Raw genomic sequence first — 18,848 nt, 5'->3', positions numbered from 1 at the left:
TGATGGTCCACGAGCTGCCGGCCCCAGTGGGGGCCGGCGTCTACAACGTCTACACCGGTAAGCCGTCGGCGGACGGCGCCGCGATTCCGACCGCGGCCCAGCTGGGTCTCGAGCCGCCACGTTACTGCGCCGATTGCGGTCGCAGGATGGTGGTCCAGGTTCGCCCCGACGGTTGGTGGGCCAAATGTTCGCGGCACGGACTGGTCGACTCGTCGGAGTTGGAGGCGCGACGGTGACTGAGGCGAAAACGACTGTTGTGCCCCGGATTTCCCGCCGTCGCGCGGCTGGCACTGTCGCCGCAAGCCTGCTCCCGGTGGGCGCACTGGTGGGTGGTCTCTGGGCGTGGCTCGCCCCGTCGGTCAACGGAGTCGTGGTGTTGACCCGCAGCGACGAGCGACTCCACGACTATCTGGGCCCCGAGGCCGATCACTTCTTCGTCGCCGCGTTTCTGATGCTCGGGCTGCTCAATGTCGTTGCGGCGGTAGCCGCAGTGCTGGCCTGGCAGTGGCGTGCCCACCGTGGACCCGAAATGGTGGTCGCGTTGTGTGTGGGCATGGCCGCCGCTGCGGGCGCCGCAATCGGCGTCGGTGTGTATGTCGCCCACTTACGTTATGGCACGGTGGATTTCGCGGCGATACCGCTGACTCACGACCACCCGCTGCGGTACTTCACCCAAGCACCGCCGGTGTTCTTCGGCCCGTCGACGCTGCAGATCGCCTGCACGCTACTGCTACCCGCGGCGACCGCGGCGCTGGTGTACGCCGTGCCGGCGGCGGCGACCGCGCGCGACGATCTCGGCGGTTACCCGACCGTCGACACGGTGTATCCGCGAACCGAAAGTGCTACCGCGACAACGTCATAGCGGACGGCGATGCACTGACTTACCGGTGATCACCTTGGCCGCGATGACGGCCAGCCGCGCCATACCGACATAGGTCGTCGGGTTGAACATGGTCGGCCACTTCGTCCTGATCAGGTGGTCGGTCAGCGGCCGGCGGGCGAAGCGGTCCTGCAACCACCGCAACGCCATCGGCGCCGACAGTGGGTGCAGCAGCAGGTGCTCGTTGAAGGCGTCGCGGTGGTAGGTGACGTCGGCGCCGCCGGCCGAATACGCATCGGCCAGCCGGTCGATGTCCTCGACGTCGATCAGATAGTCGTGCACGGCCTGCACGATCAGCACCGGCGGGGTGGGCACCTTGGCGCCCAGCCGAATGCTGTCGAAGACGTGCTGCACCTCCGGCATGGTCAGGATCTCTTCGAGCGGGCGGTCGAGGTACACACCGACGTCCTTCTTGATCATCCGCAGCACCGCCCCGACCGTCGTCATGCTCTCCAGTCGCTGCAGCAGCAGCCGGCCTTCCTCGCTGGCGTGCTCCTGGATCACCCGGTTCAGATCGGGGTAGACGTGCATCAGCGCGGCGATCACCATGGCCGGCAGACCGGCCAGGTAGGTGCCGTTCAGTCGCCGGAAGGTGTGGCCCAGGTCGCCGACCGGTGACCCGAGTACCGCGCCCACGACGTCGATCTCGGGCGCGTAATCGGCGCACAGTTCAGCAGCCCACGCCGTCGCCAGCCCACCGCCGGAATAGCCCCACAGGGCGACCGGCGCTGACGCGGACAGTCCCAGCCGTTCGGAGTTCAACGCGGCCCGGATGCCGTCGAGAACGAAGTAGCCGGGCTCGAACGGGGCACCCCACATCCCGGTCCGACCTTCGTGGTCGGGTATCGAGATCGCCCAACCCTCGGCCAGGGCGGCAGCGATCAGCAGGAACTCCAGCTGGGCCAGCGAGCCCAGCGCGTTGGCGCGCCGCCGCAGTGCGTAAGAGGGGAAGCAGCGGGACGACACGGCGTCGATCGCGCACTGATACGACAGCACCGGGCAGGGTCGCTCGGGGCTGGCGTCGGTTGGCACCAGCACCGTCGTCGCCGTCGCCTCCGGCTGGCCGTTCAAGTCGGTGGACCGGTACAGCAGTTGGGTGGCCATGATCCGCTGCGGGATCAGGCCGAGAAACGCCAGCTCGACGTTGCGTGAGCGCAACACGGTGCCGGGTTCGGCGTGCTGGAATCCAGGTGGTGGCTGGTAGAACGGGTCGTCGACCGGCAATGTGGGACGTGCTTTGGCCTGCAGTTCCTCGTGGGGCGCACGACCGATCCATTCCGCACCGGTTTCGACTGCGCTCGCAAGGTTGCCAATGTCCATCACTGCATTCTTGCTTAAGAAGGCTTTAAGAAGCCAGCTGGCTGTCCGGTGAGTCGCGGACGTCACCCCAAACCGGGAGGTCGCAGCGCCGCAAACTCGTCGGTAACGCGCAACTGGGAATCTGTGAACCTGTACAAAGCTGCCGGCCGGCCACCGCTGCGGCCGGATTGAGCGACGGTGCCGGTCGGCGTGATGACACCCCGGCGGGTGAGCACGCGCTGCAGATTGGTGGTGTCGACCTGGTAGTCCAACGCGGCGCCGTAGATGTCGCGCAACGTCGACATGACGAATTCATCCGGCGCCAAAGCGAATCCGATGTTGGTGTAGGACATCTTGGCGACCAGGCGGGTGCGGGCGTGCTCGACCATCGGGCCGTGGTCGAAGGCCATCGGAGGCAGTGCGGTGACGGGGTGCCAGCGGGTGTCCGACGGCAGCTCGGGGATGGCGGGGGAGGGCACCAGGCCCAGGAATGTCGACGCGATCGTCCGGGTCCCGGGGAGTCGCGCGGGTTCGGAGAACACCGCGAGCTGCTCCAGGTGGGCGACCTCGCGGAGGTCGACCTTCTCGGCCAGCTGGCGACGGACCGAGGTCGTCATGTCTTCGTCGTGTCGGAGACCGCCACCGGGCAGGGACCACGCACCGCGCTGCGGACTCTGTGCCCGCTGCCACAGCAAGACGCTGAGCTCGGGTTTCTGCGCCTTCGGGCCTGTTCCGACGCCGCGAACCTGGAATACGACAGCCAGGACTTCGTGGGCAGTGCTACCATTGACCATGTTTTCGATTGTAAGTCGAAAACCCATGCCGGGAGGCGAAAGGATCGACTATGGCAGTCGCGAATCGCACCGACGTGTTGCCAAACAGGCTGGATGAAAACATGGCGAACGATCTGGCCGCGGGAATCACCAACTCTCCCAACGGTTTCGGTGGCATTGACGGCGACGCGCAATGGGCGGCCGAGGTTCGTCGGCTGGCCGACCTGCGAAATGCCACTATTTTGGCGCACAACTATCAGCTGCCCGCCATCCAAGATGTCGCTGACCACGTCGGAGACTCGCTGGCGCTGTCGCGGGTCGCCGCCGAGGCGCCCGAGGACACCATCGTGTTCTGCGGCGTGCACTTCATGGCCGAGACCGCGAAGATCCTGAGCCCCGACAAGACCGTGCTGATTCCGGATCAGCGCGCCGGGTGCTCGCTGGCCGACTCGATCACCCCCGACGACCTGCGGGCCTGGAAGGACGAATATCCGGGCGCGGTCGTCGTCTCTTACGTCAACACCACCGCTGCGGTGAAGGCGCTCACCGACATCTGCTGCACCTCGTCGAACGCGGTCGAGGTGGTCGCCTCCATCGACCCCGACCGCGAGGTGCTGTTCTGCCCCGACCAGTTCCTCGGCGCGCACGTGCGCCGCGTGACCGGCCGCGACAACGTCCACGTGTGGGCCGGCGAGTGCCATGTCCACGCCGGGATCAACGGTGACGAGCTCACCGAACAGGCCCGCCGGCACCCCGAGGCCGAATTGTTCGTCCATCCCGAGTGCGGCTGCGCGACGTCGGCGCTCTACCTCGCCGGCGAGGGCGCCTTCCCCGACGATCGGGTCAAGATCCTGTCCACCGGCGGAATGCTGGACGCGGCGCGGGCGACCCGGGCCCGCGAAGTGCTTGTCGCCACCGAGGTGGGCATGCTGCATCAATTACGCCGTGCGGCACCAGAAGTCGACTTCCGCGCGGTCAACGACCGCGCCTCCTGCAAATACATGAAGATGATCACCCCCGCGGCACTGCTGCGCTGCCTGCTCGAAGGCGCCGACGAAGTCCACGTCGACACCCAGACCGCGACGCTGGCGCGGCAGAGTGTGCAGCGGATGATCGCGATCGGCCAGCCGGGCGGCGGCGAATGAGCCTGCCTGCGGCGTGGCAGGAACACGCCGACGTGGTCGTCATCGGTACCGGCGTCGCCGGTCTGGCCGCGGCGCTGGCGGCACATCGGGCCGGACGACGGGTGGTCGTGCTGAGCAAGGCCGGGCGACGGGCCGGAGCCACCGCCACCCATTACGCCCAGGGCGGGATCGCCGTCGTGCTCCCCGACACCGACGACTCGGTCGACGCGCATGTGGCGGACACCCTCAACGCCGGCGCCGGTCTGTGTGATGCCGACGCGGTGACCTCGATCGTGGCCGACGGCTACCGGGCGGTGACCGAATTGGTCAGCGACGGAGCCCGATTCGATCACGCCGCCGCGGGCGGCTGGGCGCTCAGCCGGGAAGGCGGCCACTCGCGTCGCCGCATCGTGCACGCCGGTGGCGACGCCACTGGCGCCGAGGTCCAGCGAGCCCTCGACCATGCCGCCGCCACCCTGGACATCAGGACCGGCCACGCGGCACTGCGATTGCTGCACGACGCGACCTCGGGCACCGATGCCGTGACCGGCGTGCTGGTGGCAGATCGGCGGGGCATCGGCATCATGCACGCGCCATCGGTGATCCTGGCCAGCGGGGGACTGGGGCAGATGTACACCGCGACCACCAACCCCACCGGTTCGACCGGAGACGGGATCGCGCTCGCACTGTGGGCCGGCGTCGCGGTGAGCGACATCGAGTTCATCCAATTCCATCCGACCATGCTGTTCGACGGACGCGAGGGTGGCCGCCGGCCCCTGGTCACCGAGGCCATCCGTGGCGAGGGTGCGAAGTTGATTGACCGGCAAGGTAATTCGGTGACCGAAGGTGTGCACCCGATGGGCGACCTGGCGCCACGCGACGTGGTCGCCGGGGCGATCGACGCCCGCCTGCGCGCCCGTGGTGACCAATGCGTCTACCTCGATGCCCGCGGCATCGATGACTTCGCTCGCCGCTTTCCGACTGTTGCCGCCGCATGCCGCGAGGCCGGGGTAGACCCGGTGCACCAACCCATCCCGGTCGCTCCGGGCGCGCACTACAGCTGCGGTGGCGTCGTGACCGACGTGCACGGGCGCACCGAACTGGCCGGGCTTTTCGCCGCCGGTGAGGTGGCCCGTACCGGTATGCACGGCGCCAACCGGCTGGCGTCCAACAGCCTGCTCGAGGGCCTGGTTGTCGGCGGCCGGGCCGGCCGGGCCGCGGCCGGGCACGCAGCGCTGCGGGGCCCGGTCCAGGCGACGGCGGGTGAGCCGATCAGCGCCGCGGCGCTGCGCCGTGGCGAGCTGCAGCGGGCAATGAGCCGCGACGCCTCGGTGGTCCGCGACGGCACCGGTCTCCAGCGGCTGTCGGGCACCTTGTCCGGCATTCCCGCGCACCCCGTCGCCAACCGCGCAGCGCTGGAAGACGCGGCGCTCACGGTCGCCGCCCGGGCGGTCGCGGCCGCCGCGCTGGCCCGCGAGGAGAGCCGGGGCTGTCACCACCGCGCCGAATACCCTGCGACCGCACCCGGGCCGGCCCGCAGTTTCGTGGTCCGCCTCGACGACGACTACAGCGCGCAGGTCGAGGAGTTGGCGGCAGTCTGCTGACGGCTCGGGCGACGGCGACGATCGACAGACGTGCGACGAGCACAGAGCAGGAGGATCCTCGCGATGTTGTCCGACAGTGAGCTTCTCGAGGCGCGAGCCACCATCTCCCGCGCACTCGACGAGGACCTGCGATACGGGCCGGACATCACCACCTCCGCGACGGTGCCGGAGGGCGCGACGACCACCGCGTCGCTGATCACCCGTGAACCCGGCGTGATCGCCGGGGTGGACATCGCCATTCTGGTGCTGGACGAAGTGCTCGGCGCGGACGGCTACCGCATCGTCGACCGGGTCGAGGACGGCGCCCGGCTGCAACCCGGGGCGCCGGCGCTGACGGTGGAGGGCCCGACGCACGGGCTGTTGACGGCGGAGCGCACGCTGCTGAACCTGGTGTGCCACCTGTCCGGGATCGCCACCGCCACGGCGGCCTGGGTGGACGCGGTGGACGGCACAAAGGCCGAGATTCGGGATACCCGTAAGACGCTGCCCGGTCTTCGGACCCTGCAGAAGTACGCGGTGCGCGTCGGCGGCGGCGTCAACCACCGGCTCGGGCTCGGCGACGCGGCGCTGATCAAGGACAACCACGTCGCCGCGGCGGGCTCGGTGGTCGCGGCGTTGCGCGCCGTGCGGGCGGCCGCGCCGGACCTGCCCTGCGAAGTCGAGGTCGACTCGCTGGAACAACTCGACGACATCCTGCCCGAGAAGCCCGAACTGGTGTTGCTCGACAACTTCCCGGTCTGGCAGACCCAGATCGCAGTGCAGCGTCGGGACAGTCGCGCCCCCGCCACCAAACTCGAGTCCTCGGGCGGACTTTCGCTCGACTCCGCGGCGGAATACGCCGGAACCGGAGTCGACTATCTCGCGGTCGGCGCGCTGACCCACTCGGTGCGGGTCCTCGACATCGGCTTGGACGTCTAGATGCGCCAGCTGACCTTCGAAGAGGTGGGCCGCTACGGCTGGCGGGATGTACCCGATCCTGAGATCACCGGGCCGCAGCAGGCGCTGGTCCGACCGCTCCAGGTGACGTGCTGCGACCTCGATGTCGCGGTCGCCCGCGGAGCTGCGCCGCTGTCGCCCGGCTACGCGGTGGGGCACGAAGGCCTGGCTGAGGTCGTCGCCGTCGGAAGCGACGTCACGACGGTCGACGTGGGCGACCGCGTAGTGGTTCCGTTTCAGATCAGCTGTGGCGCCTGCCGCGAGTGCCGCCGCGGCGTGACCAGTTCGTGCGGCTCGGTGCCCTTGATGGCGATGTACGGATTGGGTGCACTGGCCGGCCTGGACGGCGGCGGCTTCATGTCCGACCTGGTCCTGGTGCCGTACGCCGACGCGATGCTGCTTCGACTACCGGCAACCGTGGACCCGATCGCCGTCGCGTCATTGTCGGACAACATTCCTGACGGCTGGCGTGCGGTGGGGCCGTTCGCCGCCGAGCTCGCCGACCTCGAACCCGCCGATCGTCGCATCCTGGTGATCGGCAGGCTGTCGATCGGGCTGTACGCCGCCGCGCTGGCCGTCGCGCTCGGCTTCCACGTCGACTACGTCGACACCGACCCGGCCCGATTGGCGGCCGCGGAGAAGGTCGGTGCCACCGTCCACGACATCGCGAAGCCGGACAAGGCGTGGGAACCCTATCCGGTGACCGTGCACACCACCGGCGACCCGAAGCTGCTCTCGGCTGCGCCGCGCTCGACCTGGCCGGACGGCGTGTGCACCGACACCGGGATCTACTACCAGCCCAGCGTCGAAGTGCCGATGCTGCAGGCCTACACGCGTGGTGTGCGCTTCGCCACCGGCCGGGTCAGTGCCCGGGCCGTCATCCCGCGCATCCTGGAGCTGCTGGCCGGCGGGTGCGACCTGTCGCCGATCGTCGAGCGGGTGGTGCCGTGGGAGGACGCGCCGGCGGCCTGGCCGACGATGGCCGGCAAGACCGTCTTCACCCGCACCTGATCACGTCGCGACCCGGCGTCGAGCGCGACGCGGTCAGGCGATGTCGGCGACGAACACACCCACCCGACCGACCTGGCGCTTGGCCAGAAACGGCAGCCCCGTGCCGTCACTGCCGGCGGGCAGCACGCGTGGGTTGACCAGGTGCACGTTCTTGCGAATGAAGTGCAGGTCGGCCTCGCCGGCGGCCAGCACGTTCTTGACCCAGTTGGTCTTTCCGTGGATCAGCCCGATAGCCACGACGTTGCCCTTGGTGTAGGCCGTGACGATCGTCTCGTAGGGCGTGCCGGAGCTGCGGCCGCGATGCTTGATCACAGAAAAGCCGGGGATGTAGCGCGCGAATGGCCGGACCAACGGGTTGAAGTATTTGATCTGAAAGCGCTCGAGGGCCGGCGGGACGAGCATCGGAACGCCCGGGACGTTGTTGGGATGGTCCTTCGCGGACATGGCGACTCCCTCTCGTTCGGTGTGCGGTCAATGTACCGGTCCGATATGGAGTTGCTCTGCTCTGGGACAATGGTCGATGTGACTGTGATGGCGCGTATCGACCTGCGGGGTGCTGACTTGTCCGTCGCCCGGCTGCGGGCGGCGTTGCCCCGCGGCGGAGTGGACGTGGAGGCCGCATTGTCGACGGTGCGCCCGATCGTCAATGCGGTCGCCGACCGGGGCGCCGAAGCCGCCCTGGAGTACGGCGATTCACTGGACGGGGTCCGGCCGCCGACGGTCCGGGTGCCCAGCAGCGAATTGGACGCGGCGCTGGCCGGCTTGGACCGCGACGTCCGGCTGGCACTGGAAGTGGTGATCGAGCGCACCCGCGCGGTGCACGCCGACCAGCGGCGATCCGATGTCACGACGACGCTGGGGCCGGGTGCCACCGTCACCGAGCGGTGGGTCCCGGTCGAGCGGGTCGGGCTGTACGTACCCGGCGGCAGCGCGGTGTACCCGTCGAGCGTCGTGATGAACGTGGTCCCCGCGCAGGCCGCTGGAGTCGGCTCGCTGGTGGTGGCCAGCCCGCCGCAGGCCCGGTCGCAGGGCAGGTTCAAAGGCCTGCCGCACCCGACGATCCTGGCCGCCGCGCGACTGCTCGGTGTCGACGAGGTGTGGGCGGTCGGCGGGGCGCAGGCGGTGGCACTGATGGCCTACGGCGGCGTCGACACCGACGGCGCCGAATTGGCGCCGGTCGACATGGTGACCGGTCCGGGGAACATCTACGTCACCGCGGCCAAACGGCTCTGCCGGTCGCGGGTCGGCATCGATGCCGAGGCCGGCCCCACGGAGATCGCGATTCTGGCCGACGACACGGCCGACCCGCAGCACGTCGCCGCCGACTTGATCAGTCAGGCCGAGCACGACGAGATGGCGGCGAGCGTGCTGGTGACCCCGAGCACTGCGCTCGCCGACGCCACCGACGCCGCGCTGACCACGCAGCTGGAGACGACTGTCCACCGGCAACGGGTGACCACCGCGCTGGCCGGCAGACAGTCGGCCGTCATCCTGGTCGACGACATCGACGCCGGCATTCGGACCGTCAACGCCTATGCTGCCGAGCACCTGGAGATCCAGACCGCCGACTCGGACAAGGTCGCTGCGCGGATCCGCTCGGCCGGAGCGATTTTCGTCGGCGCCTATTCACCTGTGAGCCTGGGTGACTACTGCGCCGGCTCCAACCACGTGCTGCCGACCGCGGGCAGCGCCGCGCACTCCAGCGGCCTGTCGGTGCAGACCTTCCTGCGCGGCATCCACGTCGTCGACTACACCGAAGCGGCGCTCAAAGATGTGTCGGGACACGTGATCACGCTGGCGACCGCCGAAGACCTGCCCGCCCACGGCGAAGCGGTACGCCGGAGGTTCGAGCAGTGACTGACCGCCGGTCCGCCAACCGCCCGTCGCTCGACGACCTGCCACTGCGACAGGACCTGCGCGGCAAATCCCCCTATGGCGCACCCCAGCTGGATGTCCCGGTTCGGTTGAACACCAACGAGAATCCGCACCCGCCCAGTCAGGCGCTGGTCGACGACGTCGTCGCATCGGTCCGCGAGGCGGCTGCCGACCTGAATCGCTACCCGGACCGCGACGCGGTGGCGTTGCGCACCGATCTGGCCGCCTACCTCACCGCACAAACCGGGGTTCGACTGGGTGTCGAGAACCTCTGGGCGGCAAACGGATCCAACGAGATCCTGCAACAACTGCTGCAGGCTTTCGGCGGCCCGGGACGCAGCGCGATCGGCTTCGTGCCGTCGTATTCGATGCACCCGATCATCTCGGACAGCACCCGCACCGAATGGCTCACCGCCCCGCGAGCGGACGACTTCGGCCTCGATGCGGACGTCGCGGTGGCCGCGATTGTCGAGCACCGGCCCGACGTCGTCTTCGTCACGAGCCCGAACAACCCGACCGGGCAGAGTATTTCGCTCGCCGACTTGCGCCGGCTGCTGGACGCTGCCGACGGGATCGTGATCGTCGACGAGGCCTACGGCGAGTTCTCCGCACAGCCCAGCGCAGTCGCGCTGATCGAGCAATACCCGACCAAACTGATCGTCAGCCGCACGATGAGCAAAGCGTTCGCCTTCGCCGGCGGCCGGCTAGGCTACCTGGTCGCAACCCCGGCGGTGATCGACGCGATGCTGCTGGTGCGGTTGCCCTACCACTTGTCGGTGGTCACCCAGGCCGCGGCGCGGGCCGCGTTACGGCACGCCGACGACACGCTGAACAGCGTCGCGACGCTGATCGCCGAACGTGAGCGGGTGGTGACGGCGTTGAGCGCCATGGGTTTTCGGGTGATACCGAGCGATTCGAACTTCGTGCTGTTCGGCCAGTTCGCCGACGCCGCGGCGACCTGGCGGCGTTACCTCGACGCCGGCGTGCTGATCCGCGACGTCGGCATCCCCGGGCACCTGCGCACCACGATCGGGTTGGCCGCGGAGAACGATGCATTCCTGTCGGCCAGCGCGGATCTGGCTGCCACCGAATTGGCCCAGCCGTTAGGAGCGTCATGACCGCCGGTCGAAGCGCACGCGTCGAGCGCATCACCAAGGAGTCCGAGATCGTCGTCGAGCTCGATCTCGACGGCACCGGCATCGTCGACATCGACACCGGTGTCCCGTTCTACGACCACATGTTGACCGCGCTGGGCAGCCATGCCAGTTTCGATCTGACCGTGCGCGCCAAAGGCGACGTGGAGATCGAAGGCCATCACACCATCGAGGACACCGCGATCGTGCTCGGCCAGGCGCTGGGCGAGGCACTCGGTGACAAGAAGGGCATCCGTCGCTTCGGTGATGCGTTCATCCCGATGGACGAGACACTGGCGCACGCCATCGTCGACGTCTCGGGAAGACCGTACTGCGTGCACACCGGCGAGCCGGATCACCTGCGGCACACCACAATCGCGGGTAGCTCGGTGCCGTACCACACCGTGATCAACCGGCACGTTTTCGAGACGTTGGCCAACAACGCCCGGATCGCGCTGCACGTTCGGGTGCTGTACGGCCGCGACCCGCACCACATCACCGAAGCGCAGTACAAGGCGGTCGCCCGGGCATTGCGTCAGGCCGTCGAGTCCGACCCACGGGTGTCCGGCGTGCCGTCCACCAAAGGTGCTCTGTGACAGCGCTTTCTCGCCGGAAAGCGGTTGTGGTGTTGGACTACGGCTCGGGCAACCTGCGATCGGCGCAACGCGCGTTGCAGCGCGTCGGCGCCGAGGTCGAGGTGACCGCCGACCTCGACAAGGCGGCCGCGGCCGACGGTCTGGTGGTGCCGGGTGTCGGGGCGTTCGAAGCCTGCATGGCCGGACTGCGTGACATCAACGGCCAGCGGGTGATCGCCGAACGGGTCGCGGCGGGGCGACCGGTGCTGGGTGTGTGCGTCGGAATGCAGATCTTGTTCGCCCGTGGTGTCGAGTTCGGGGTGGAGAGCACCGGCTGCGGTCAGTGGCCGGGAGCCGTCACCCGGCTGGATGCCCCGGTGATTCCGCACATGGGCTGGAACGTGGTGTCGGCCGCTCCGGGCAGTGCACTGTTCAAGGGCCTCGATGCCGAGACCCGGTTCTACTTCGTGCATTCCTATGCCGCACAGCAGTGGCCGGGTGACACCGGCGCGCTGCTGACGTGGGCGACGCACGGGGCACCGTTCCTGGCCGCGGTCGAGGACGGACCGTTGGCCGCCACCCAATTTCACCCCGAGAAGAGCGGGGATGCCGGGGCGGCCGTATTGAGCAATTGGGTTGAAGGGTTGTGACGTGTCGTTGATTTTGTTGCCCGCCGTCGACGTGGTCGAAGGGCGGGCCGTTCGCCTGGTGCAGGGTAAGGCCGGCAGTGAGACCGAGTACGGCTCGGCGCTGGATGCCGCGCTGGGCTGGCAACGCGACGGTGCCGAGTGGGTGCACCTGGTGGATCTGGACGCGGCGTTCGGCCGCGGCTCCAATCGCGAACTGCTGGCCGAGGTCGTGGGAAAGCTGGACGTCAAGGTCGAATTGTCCGGCGGCATCCGCGACGACGATTCGCTGTCCGCCGCGCTGGCGACCGGTTGCGCGCGGGTCAATGTCGGCACCGCAGCTCTGGAGCACCCGCAGTGGTGTGCCAAGGCGATCGCGGAGCACGGCGACAAGGTCGCGGTCGGCCTGGACGTGCAGATCATCGACGGCGACCACCGGCTCCGCGGCCGCGGTTGGGAGACCGACGGTGGTGACTTCTGGGACGTGCTGGATCGCCTTGACGGCGAAGGGTGTTCGCGCTTCGTGGTCACCGATGTCACGAAGGACGGCACCTTGACCGGGCCGAACCTCGACTTGTTGCGAGCCGTCGCCGACCGCACCGACATTCCGGTGATCGCCTCCGGCGGCGTGTCGAGCCTCGACGATCTGCGCGCCATCGCGACCCTGACCGACAGCGGGGTCGAAGGCGCCATCGTCGGCAAGGCGCTCTACGCCGGCCGCTTCACCTTGCCGCAGGCACTCGCGGCGGTAGCGGGTTAGGGCCGCAATGGATCTCGATGCACTGGTGGCCGAGGCGTCGGCGATCCTCGACGCCTCCGCCAAGCCGTTCGTCGCTGGGCATCGGGCCGACTCCGCGGTCAGCAAGCGCGGGGACGATTTCGCCACCAAAGTCGACCTGGCGATCGAACGGGAGGTGGTCGCGGCGCTGAACTCGACGACCGGGATTCCGGTGCACGGCGAGGAGTTCGGCGGCGCGGACCTCGACTCGGAATGGGTGTGGGTGCTCGACCCCGTGGACGGCACGTTCAACTACGCGGCGGGGTCGCCGATGGCCGCGATCCTGCTCGGCCTGCTTCACAACGGTGAGCCGGTGGCGGGGCTGACCTGGTTGCCGTTCATGAACGAGCGCTACGCCGCGGTGGCCGGTGGTCCGCTGATGAAAAACGGTGTGCCGCAACCATCGCTGAAGCAGACCGATCTGACCGCGTCGATCATCGGCGTGGGTACGTTCAGCGCAGACTCGCGCGGCCGGTTTCCCGGCCGGTACCGGGTGGCGGTCCTCGAGGAACTGAGCCGGGTGTCGTCGCGGATGCGTATGCATGGCGCCACCGGCATCGATCTGGCGTACGTCGCCGACGGAGTCCTCGGCGGTTCGATCAGCTTCGGCGACCACGTGTGGGATCACGCGGCCGGCGTGGCTCTGGTGCGCGCCGCGGGGGGCGTGGTCACGAACCTCGCCGGCGAGCAATGGACGCCCGATTCGCGTTCGGCGCTGGCCGCTGCCCCCGGCGTCCACGATCAGCTGCTGGAGATGCTGCGCAGGGTAGGACGGCCCGATGAGTACTGACTCTCCCGTCGGCACAAGCCTTGCGGTGCGGGTCATCCCGTGCCTGGACGTCGACGACGGCCGGGTGGTCAAAGGTGTCAACTTCGAAAATCTCCGAGATGCCGGCGATCCGGTGGAACTGGCGGCCGCCTATGACGCCGAAGGCGCCGACGAGCTGACCTTCCTCGACGTCACCGCGTCATCGTCGGGTCGCACCACGATGCTCGACGTGGTGCGCCGCACCGCCGAGCAGGTCTTCATCCCGCTCACCGTCGGAGGCGGTGTGCGCACGGTCGCCGATGTCGACGTCTTGTTGCGCGCGGGTGCGGACAAGGTCTCGATCAACACCGCCGCGATCGCGCGACCGGACCTGCTGGCCGAGATGGCCGCCCAGTTCGGTTCGCAGTGCATCGTGTTGTCGGTCGACGCTCGCACCGTGCCGGCCGGGTCGGCGCCCACCCCGTCGGGCTGGGAAGTGACCACCCACGGCGGGCGGCGCGGCACCGGCATCGACGCCGTCGAGTGGGCGGCCCGCGGCGCCGACCTGGGGGTGGGGGAGATCTTGCTGAATTCGATGGACGCCGACGGCACCCGGGCCGGGTTCGACCTGGCCATGCTGCGGGCCGTTCGCGCCGCGGTGACCGTGCCGGTGATCGCCAGCGGCGGCGCCGGAGCGGTGGGGCATTTCGCCCCCGCTGTCGAAGCCGGGGCCGATGCGGTGCTGGCCGCCAGCGTGTTTCACTTCCGGCAGCTGACCATCGGTGAGGTCAAGGAGGCCATGGCCGCAGAAGGGATCACCGTGCGATGACCCTCGATCCCGATATCGCAGCGCGCCTCAAACGCAACGCCGACGGACTGTTCACCGCGATCGTGCAGGAACGCGGCAGCGGCGACGTCCTGATGGTGGCGTGGATGGACGACGCCGCCCTGGCCCGCACCCTGGAGACCCGGGAAGCCACCTACTTTTCGCGGTCCCGGGGTGAGCAGTGGGTCAAAGGAGTCACCTCGGGCCACACCCAGCGGGTCCATTCGGTCCGGCTGGACTGCGACGGCGACGCGGTTTTGCTCACCGTTGACCAGGTCGGGGCCGCGTGCCACACCGGCGACCACAGTTGCTTCGACGCCGATGTGCTGTTGCCGCCCGAGGCCTGAGCAGCCCCGCGCCACTCAGCGCAATGTCACGGAAAACTTAAATGACTATTGGCTCCCACTCAGCCCAATCTTAAGTGCGGTCGGCGTCGAATCACATGCGATCCGCTGCCGTCGGCCGCGGGCGTAGCAGGGGGAAGTCAGATGGGATGCACAAAAATTGTTCGTCGCATGGGGGGATTGGCGGTCGGGCTGGGTATCGGGTCGGCACTGGCCGCCCTGCCCTGGGCGGCCAGTGCGGACGTCAGCACGTCGGTGCTGCCGGATGCGGCCGCAGCGGTAGACGCCTTGGCGCTGCTGCCGGCCGCCGATGCCACGCCGTTCACACAGGACATCGCGATCTCATTCAACGGGATGACGCTCTTGGACAGCGGCACCGCGAGCGCGAGTTCGGTCGAGGGCAGCTACGGCTTCGCCTATGCCTACGGTGACGGTGCCACCGCCACCTCCGGCGGGGACGCAACCAGCCTGTTCAACACCGCGATCGCAGAGGGTGCGGGTGCCAACGCGCTGTCCAACGGAGGCAGTTTCGGGACCGCAGTCGCCAGCGGCGCCGACAGCACCGCCTACTCCAACGGCATCGGCAACTTCGTGTCGGCCACCGGCTTCGAGAGCAATGCCAGCGCTGCGCTCGGTGACTACAACTCGGTCATCGTCAACGGGGCCGGCAGCAGCGCCACGGTGCTTGGTCTCGGAGGAGGCGGCGACGGCAACGTGCTGACCGTGGTCGGTGCGAACAACCTCGCGGACACCAGCGGTGTCAACAACATTCTCGCCATCTTCGGCGACAACAACCCTGAAGCAACCACCAACGGTCTGAACAACATCGCCGCCATCTTCGGCGACGGCAACTTTGCTCAGGCTGCCGGCGGTGACGGCAACATCGCCGCGATCTTCGGCGACGGCAACACGGCATTCGCCGGCCTCGGAAACAACGGCCTCGCCCTCATCTTCGGCGACCTGCTGAATGCTTCCGCGATCCAGGGCGGCACCGACATCGAGCCGTCTTTCATGACCGACATGGCGACCATGTTCGGCGCGTCGGCCGTGGACGCATCGTGGCTGACCGATTTCCTGGACGGCTCGTGGCTGACCACGCTGTTCTGATCTGATAGCGCGCTCGACAAGCACCGGCTGTGTCCTACAGGGCACAGCCGGTGTTTTTTCGAGCACCGATCGCCGGAGATCGCCGCCGTTCGAGCGTTCCCGACCGGGTTTGCTGACCGGGCCAGGGGACCGGTTCGAGCGACGTGTCCGGGGGCGCTCGACCTGGTGATGTTCGGCCCGGTGAACGTCGCATACGGTCGACCGGATACCGGTCACGGACACGGCCGTCGAACAGACGAACATCGTGCGGATGTGCCGGTGAAACGGTGGCGCTTTTGCTAACTTTCAAGCGCGGCATCGGCAGCCGACCAATTGAACTCACACGACAGACCCAAAGGTGCAGTGGCAGGACTATCCGGCGCGTCCCAGCGGATCCTCCGCATAGCTGCGCTCCCCTCCGGAGCGTTCCTGGTCTTTGCCGCCTGGTTACTCGGCGGATGGGGCGGGGCAACCGCGATGAGCGCCCTGCACGTCGCGGGGGGACTCGGATTTCCCGCTTTCGCGGCGGTCGGTTCGGCTTTGGCGGTGCGTCGCGGTCATGGACGGCAGCGCCTCGGATGGCTCGTCATGACCATCGGACTGGCCGCGCTGGTGGTCGGCGCATTCGCCGCCCTGTATCACCGGTTCTGGCTGCACACCGTCACGCCGCTGTATCCGCCGGCGGCGATGGTGGCATTCCTGTTGTTCCCGTTGGTGGCGTGCGTGGCACTACTGCTGTTTCCGGGGCGTTATCCGCGGGTCGCTCGGCTCCGAATCCTGCTGGACGGCACGATCATGGCCGCGTCGCTCTTCGTGGTCGCCTGGGTGGCACTGCTCCGCGGCGTCTACAGCACGACGCGGGTGGACAGTCTGCGCGAGGTGCTGTCGATCGCGTGTCCCATCGCGGGTGTGCTGACGTTGACGGTGGCCGTTCTCGTGCTTGCCCGCGCGAATGCCGCGTGGCGCCCGACTCTGACCGTGCTGGCCGTCGGCATGACCGCGATCGCGGCGTCCTGCGGGGCCTACGTGTTCCTGCTCATGCGCCACGTCTATCTCTTCGACAGTTTTCTGGGTCTGGGTTGGCCGGCGGGACTGGTCGCCGTCGGCATCGCCGCGCTCAGCAGTCCCTCTGACCCACCCGAGCCCCAGGTCGAGCCAACCGGCACGCTGGCCCCGATCTCGTTGTGGCTGCCCTACATTCCGATCGCGATTGCCGGCGTCCTGGAGATCGTGCGGTTTCGCACCATCCTGGGATCCGATCCCGCGCTGGCCGCGGTGCCCTGGCTGATCGTCGCGGTGCTGGCCCGGCAGTTCCTGGTGGTCACCGAGAACCGGCGCTTGCTGCACAGTGCGTCGGACCGGGCGCTGCGCGACCCGCTGACCAACCTCGCCAACCGGGTGTTGTTCCGCGACCGGCTCGACCACGCGATCCAGCTCTACCATCGTGACCGCCGGTCAGTAGCGGTGCTGTCGATGGATCTCGACGACTTCAAACTGATCAACGACAACCTCGGCCATGCGGCCGGCGACGCGCTGCTGGTGCAGGCCGCGCAGCGGTTGATGGGTTGCGTCCGAACCGGAGACACGGTGGCACGGCTCGGCGGCGACGAGTTCGCCGTGTTGATCGAAGATGCCGGCGAGAACGCGCATTTGATCGTCTACCAGATCATGGAAGCGTTCGAGCGGCCGTTCAACGCCGACGGGGAGGTCATCTTCATGCGGCCCAGTGCGGGGCTGGCGGTCGCCGGTCTCGACGACCCCGAGCTGCAGGCCGCCGTACTGCTCAAACAGGCTGACATGGCGATGTATTCGGCCAAACGACTCGGAGGCGGGCTGCAGACGTTCAGCTCCGACATGCATCCATCCGACGACCACGCCGGGTCGCTGCCGACGTCCGATCCGCAGCCCTCGCGCGGGGGACTGGTCGAAGTGCGTTTGCTCAGCGATCTGCGCCAGGCGATCAGTCAGCGTGCACTGACCGTGCTGTACCAACCGAAGGTGGACCTGCGGACGGAGCGGGTGGTGGGTGCCGAGGCATTGGTGCGGTGGCCGCATCCGGTGTTCGGACTGGTTCAGCCGCAACAGTTTCTGCCCTTGGTGCGCCAACATGGCCTGATGCGGACATTCACCGACGTGGTCCTGGACCAAGCGCTCGGCGATGCCGCTCAGTGGCGACGGGACGGGATGGCCGTGCCGGTTGCGGTGAACCTCTTCCCGCCTCTGGTCGGTGACATCAATCTGCCGCTCCGCATCTTCGACGCACTGGACCGGCATGACCTGCCCGGCGAGGCGTTGATCGTGGAGATCACCGAGGACATGCTGCTGGACAACATCGAGCGGACTCAGCAAGTGCTGGAAGCATTGCGAAGCAACAGGATTCATGTGGCGCTCGACGACTTCGGCAGCGGGTACTCCGCGTTGACCTACCTGCGCAAGCTGCCGATCGACGAAGTCAAGGTTGACTACGACTTGATCGGGAACGTCTTGAAGGATCCCCGGGCCGACGCGATCGTGCGGGCGGTCATCGACCTGGCCCATTCGCTGAATGTGACGACAGTCGCCGAAGGTGTCGAATGCACCGAAACGGCGGGATGGCTGCGCGAGCGGGGATGCGAAGTGGCGCAGGGGATTCTGTACAGCCCGCCGATCACGGCGTCGGCGATGAGGGACTTGTTGGTCTCGCCCGCCCCACGGTGATCTGTCGCGTCGGCCGCGGCGGCTAGTTGCGCGCGCGCAGCGTCTGCAGCGCCTTGTCCGCGTGCGAATCCATGCTCAATTCGCTCGAGATGACGTCCAGCACGGTGCGATCGGTGTCGATCACGAACGTGGTGCGCTTGACCGGCAGGAACTTGCCCAAAAGCCCGCGCTTGACCCCGAATTGGTTCGCTATCGCGCCGTCGGTGTCGGAAAGCAGCGGGTAGTCGAACTGCTGGGCGTCGGCGAACTTCGCCTGCTTGTCCACCGGGTCGACGCTGATCCCCACCCGATTCGCGCCCACGGTCGCGAACTCCTGGGCCAGGTCGCGAAAATGGCACGCTTCCTTGGTGCACCCCGGGGTCATCGCCGCCGGATAGAAGAACAGCACAACCGGCCCGTCGGCCAGCAGTGCGCTGAGTGCGCGTGGGGTTCCGGTCTGGTCGGGAAGTTCGAAGTCAGCCACGGTGTCACCGGTTTTCATGGCCGCCACGCTACGCCAGTGCCGGGCGGACACCTTTCGCGTGTCTGGGAGG

At 68.2% G+C, this 18,848-nt stretch carries 20 protein-coding genes; 16 read left to right on the top strand and 4 right to left on the bottom strand.

Going from position 1 to position 18,848, the window contains the following annotated elements; genetic code table 11:
- Positions 1 to 2 precede the first annotated feature (2 nt).
- Positions 3 to 236, top strand: a complete 234-nt coding sequence (gene bsaP, locus ACZYW1_RS00510) for a biotin synthase auxiliary protein BsaP (protein ID WP_463787617.1) — start codon at positions 3 to 5, stop codon at positions 234 to 236.
- On the top strand, positions 185 to 862 hold the full coding sequence (locus ACZYW1_RS00505) for a DUF2567 domain-containing protein (RefSeq protein WP_463782368.1): 678 nt from the start codon (positions 185 to 187) through the stop codon (positions 860 to 862). The genes bsaP and ACZYW1_RS00505 overlap by 52 nt, the downstream gene beginning before the upstream one ends.
- Here the strand turns inward: ACZYW1_RS00505 and ACZYW1_RS00500 are convergent.
- Positions 857 to 2,203, bottom strand: a complete 1,347-nt coding sequence (locus ACZYW1_RS00500; RefSeq protein WP_463782366.1) for a lipase family protein — start codon at positions 2,201 to 2,203, stop codon at positions 857 to 859. The genes ACZYW1_RS00505 and ACZYW1_RS00500 overlap by 6 nt on opposite strands.
- A gap of 59 nt (positions 2,204 to 2,262) precedes the next feature.
- Positions 2,263 to 2,973, bottom strand: a complete 711-nt coding sequence (locus tag ACZYW1_RS00495; protein ID WP_463782364.1) for an NUDIX hydrolase — start codon at positions 2,971 to 2,973, stop codon at positions 2,263 to 2,265.
- Between the two features lie 101 nt (positions 2,974 to 3,074).
- On the opposite strand from ACZYW1_RS00495, the gene nadA reads away from it, so the two are divergent.
- The 4 genes from nadA (at position 3,075) to ACZYW1_RS00475 (ending at position 7,627) form a co-directional block, all read left to right on the top strand.
- Complete coding sequence (gene nadA / locus ACZYW1_RS00490; RefSeq protein ID WP_463787615.1) at positions 3,075 to 4,097, top strand: quinolinate synthase NadA; 1,023 nt, start codon at positions 3,075 to 3,077, stop codon at positions 4,095 to 4,097.
- On the top strand, positions 4,094 to 5,680 hold the full coding sequence (locus tag ACZYW1_RS00485) for an L-aspartate oxidase (protein WP_463782363.1): 1,587 nt from the start codon (positions 4,094 to 4,096) through the stop codon (positions 5,678 to 5,680). The genes nadA and ACZYW1_RS00485 overlap by 4 nt, the downstream gene beginning before the upstream one ends.
- Before the next feature lie 63 nt (positions 5,681 to 5,743).
- Entirely contained in the window at positions 5,744 to 6,598 is an 855-nt protein-coding gene (nadC, locus tag ACZYW1_RS00480; RefSeq protein ID WP_463782362.1) for a carboxylating nicotinate-nucleotide diphosphorylase, read from the top strand.
- The gene (locus ACZYW1_RS00475; protein WP_463782360.1) at positions 6,599 to 7,627 is read left to right on the top strand and encodes an alcohol dehydrogenase catalytic domain-containing protein; all 1,029 of its coding nucleotides are present in this window, start codon (positions 6,599 to 6,601) and stop codon (positions 7,625 to 7,627) included. It abuts the gene before it with no gap.
- Between the two features lie 33 nt (positions 7,628 to 7,660).
- Here ACZYW1_RS00475 and ACZYW1_RS00470 read toward each other — a convergent pair whose 3' ends face one another.
- A complete protein-coding gene (locus ACZYW1_RS00470) occupies positions 7,661 to 8,071 on the bottom strand; it encodes a nitroreductase family deazaflavin-dependent oxidoreductase (RefSeq protein WP_463782358.1) in 411 nt (136 codons plus the stop codon).
- An 84-nt stretch (positions 8,072 to 8,155) separates the two neighbouring features.
- Here ACZYW1_RS00470 and hisD point away from each other — a divergent pair, with 84 nt between their 5' ends.
- The 10 genes from hisD to ACZYW1_RS00420 all read left to right on the top strand — a co-directional run bounded on the left by hisD (position 8,156) and on the right by ACZYW1_RS00420 (position 18,315).
- Positions 8,156 to 9,484 (top strand): histidinol dehydrogenase, encoded by a 1,329-nt coding sequence (gene hisD, locus ACZYW1_RS00465; RefSeq protein WP_463787614.1) that lies wholly within the window; start codon positions 8,156 to 8,158, stop codon positions 9,482 to 9,484.
- Positions 9,481 to 10,620: a histidinol-phosphate transaminase gene (locus tag ACZYW1_RS00460; protein WP_463782356.1), complete on the top strand. Its 1,140-nt coding sequence runs from the start codon at positions 9,481 to 9,483 to the stop codon at positions 10,618 to 10,620. The genes hisD and ACZYW1_RS00460 overlap by 4 nt, the downstream gene beginning before the upstream one ends.
- Positions 10,617 to 11,231, top strand: a complete 615-nt coding sequence (hisB, locus tag ACZYW1_RS00455; RefSeq protein ID WP_463782354.1) for an imidazoleglycerol-phosphate dehydratase HisB — start codon at positions 10,617 to 10,619, stop codon at positions 11,229 to 11,231. The genes ACZYW1_RS00460 and hisB overlap by 4 nt, the downstream gene beginning before the upstream one ends.
- Positions 11,228 to 11,860, top strand: a complete 633-nt coding sequence (gene hisH / locus ACZYW1_RS00450) for an imidazole glycerol phosphate synthase subunit HisH (protein WP_463782352.1) — start codon at positions 11,228 to 11,230, stop codon at positions 11,858 to 11,860. The genes hisB and hisH overlap by 4 nt, the downstream gene beginning before the upstream one ends.
- Before the next feature lies 1 nt (position 11,861).
- Positions 11,862 to 12,596, top strand: a complete 735-nt coding sequence (priA, locus tag ACZYW1_RS00445; protein ID WP_463782351.1) for a bifunctional 1-(5-phosphoribosyl)-5-((5-phosphoribosylamino)methylideneamino)imidazole-4-carboxamide isomerase/phosphoribosylanthranilate isomerase PriA — start codon at positions 11,862 to 11,864, stop codon at positions 12,594 to 12,596.
- Between the two features lie 7 nt (positions 12,597 to 12,603).
- The gene (locus ACZYW1_RS00440) at positions 12,604 to 13,404 is read left to right on the top strand and encodes an inositol monophosphatase family protein (protein WP_463782349.1); all 801 of its coding nucleotides are present in this window, start codon (positions 12,604 to 12,606) and stop codon (positions 13,402 to 13,404) included.
- Entirely contained in the window at positions 13,394 to 14,191 is a 798-nt protein-coding gene (hisF, locus tag ACZYW1_RS00435; RefSeq protein WP_463782347.1) for an imidazole glycerol phosphate synthase subunit HisF, read from the top strand. Before ACZYW1_RS00440 ends, hisF begins: the two co-directional genes overlap by 11 nt.
- Positions 14,188 to 14,535, top strand: a complete 348-nt coding sequence (gene hisI / locus ACZYW1_RS00430) for a phosphoribosyl-AMP cyclohydrolase (RefSeq protein WP_463782345.1) — start codon at positions 14,188 to 14,190, stop codon at positions 14,533 to 14,535. Before hisF ends, hisI begins: the two co-directional genes overlap by 4 nt.
- A 168-nt stretch (positions 14,536 to 14,703) precedes the next feature.
- Complete coding sequence (locus ACZYW1_RS00425; protein ID WP_463782343.1) at positions 14,704 to 15,639, top strand: hypothetical protein; 936 nt, start codon at positions 14,704 to 14,706, stop codon at positions 15,637 to 15,639.
- Between the two features lie 342 nt (positions 15,640 to 15,981).
- Positions 15,982 to 18,315, top strand: a complete 2,334-nt coding sequence (locus ACZYW1_RS00420; RefSeq protein WP_463782341.1) for a putative bifunctional diguanylate cyclase/phosphodiesterase — start codon at positions 15,982 to 15,984, stop codon at positions 18,313 to 18,315.
- Between the two features lie 22 nt (positions 18,316 to 18,337).
- On the opposite strand, the gene ACZYW1_RS00415 is transcribed toward ACZYW1_RS00420, so the two are convergent.
- A complete protein-coding gene (locus ACZYW1_RS00415; RefSeq protein ID WP_463782339.1) occupies positions 18,338 to 18,796 on the bottom strand; it encodes a peroxiredoxin in 459 nt (152 codons plus the stop codon).
- Between the last annotated feature and the right edge of the window lie 52 nt (positions 18,797 to 18,848).

Source organism: Mycobacterium sp. IDUB_36, from assembly GCF_055419225.1.
The sequence above is the reverse complement of the archived record's forward strand: the minus strand, read 5'-3'. Positions and strand labels throughout refer to the sequence as shown.

What these genes read in the sequence shown, in the direction of transcription:
- nadA (WP_463787615.1), top strand. Translation starts at nt 3,075, where the DNA reads ATGGCGAACGATCTGGCCGCGGGAATCACCAACTCTCCCAACGGTTTC.
- ACZYW1_RS00470 (WP_463782358.1), bottom strand. Translation starts at nt 8,071, where the DNA reads ATGTCCGCGAAGGACCATCCCAACAACGTCCCGGGCGTTCCGATGCTC.
- ACZYW1_RS00505 (WP_463782368.1), top strand. Translation starts at nt 185, where the DNA reads ATGTTCGCGGCACGGACTGGTCGACTCGTCGGAGTTGGAGGCGCGACG.
- ACZYW1_RS00415 (WP_463782339.1), bottom strand. Translation starts at nt 18,796, where the DNA reads ATGAAAACCGGTGACACCGTGGCTGACTTCGAACTTCCCGACCAGACC.
- ACZYW1_RS00440 (WP_463782349.1), top strand. Translation starts at nt 12,604, where the DNA reads ATGGATCTCGATGCACTGGTGGCCGAGGCGTCGGCGATCCTCGACGCC.
- ACZYW1_RS00425 (WP_463782343.1), top strand. Translation starts at nt 14,704, where the DNA reads ATGGGGGGATTGGCGGTCGGGCTGGGTATCGGGTCGGCACTGGCCGCC.
- hisB (WP_463782354.1), top strand. Translation starts at nt 10,617, where the DNA reads ATGACCGCCGGTCGAAGCGCACGCGTCGAGCGCATCACCAAGGAGTCC.
- hisI (WP_463782345.1), top strand. Translation starts at nt 14,188, where the DNA reads ATGACCCTCGATCCCGATATCGCAGCGCGCCTCAAACGCAACGCCGAC.
- ACZYW1_RS00495 (WP_463782364.1), bottom strand. Translation starts at nt 2,973, where the DNA reads ATGGTCAATGGTAGCACTGCCCACGAAGTCCTGGCTGTCGTATTCCAG.
- ACZYW1_RS00485 (WP_463782363.1), top strand. Translation starts at nt 4,094, where the DNA reads ATGAGCCTGCCTGCGGCGTGGCAGGAACACGCCGACGTGGTCGTCATC.
- ACZYW1_RS00475 (WP_463782360.1), top strand. Translation starts at nt 6,599, where the DNA reads ATGCGCCAGCTGACCTTCGAAGAGGTGGGCCGCTACGGCTGGCGGGAT.
- hisF (WP_463782347.1), top strand. Translation starts at nt 13,394, where the DNA reads ATGAGTACTGACTCTCCCGTCGGCACAAGCCTTGCGGTGCGGGTCATC.
- bsaP (WP_463787617.1), top strand. Translation starts at nt 3, where the DNA reads ATGGTCCACGAGCTGCCGGCCCCAGTGGGGGCCGGCGTCTACAACGTC.
- nadC (WP_463782362.1), top strand. Translation starts at nt 5,744, where the DNA reads ATGTTGTCCGACAGTGAGCTTCTCGAGGCGCGAGCCACCATCTCCCGC.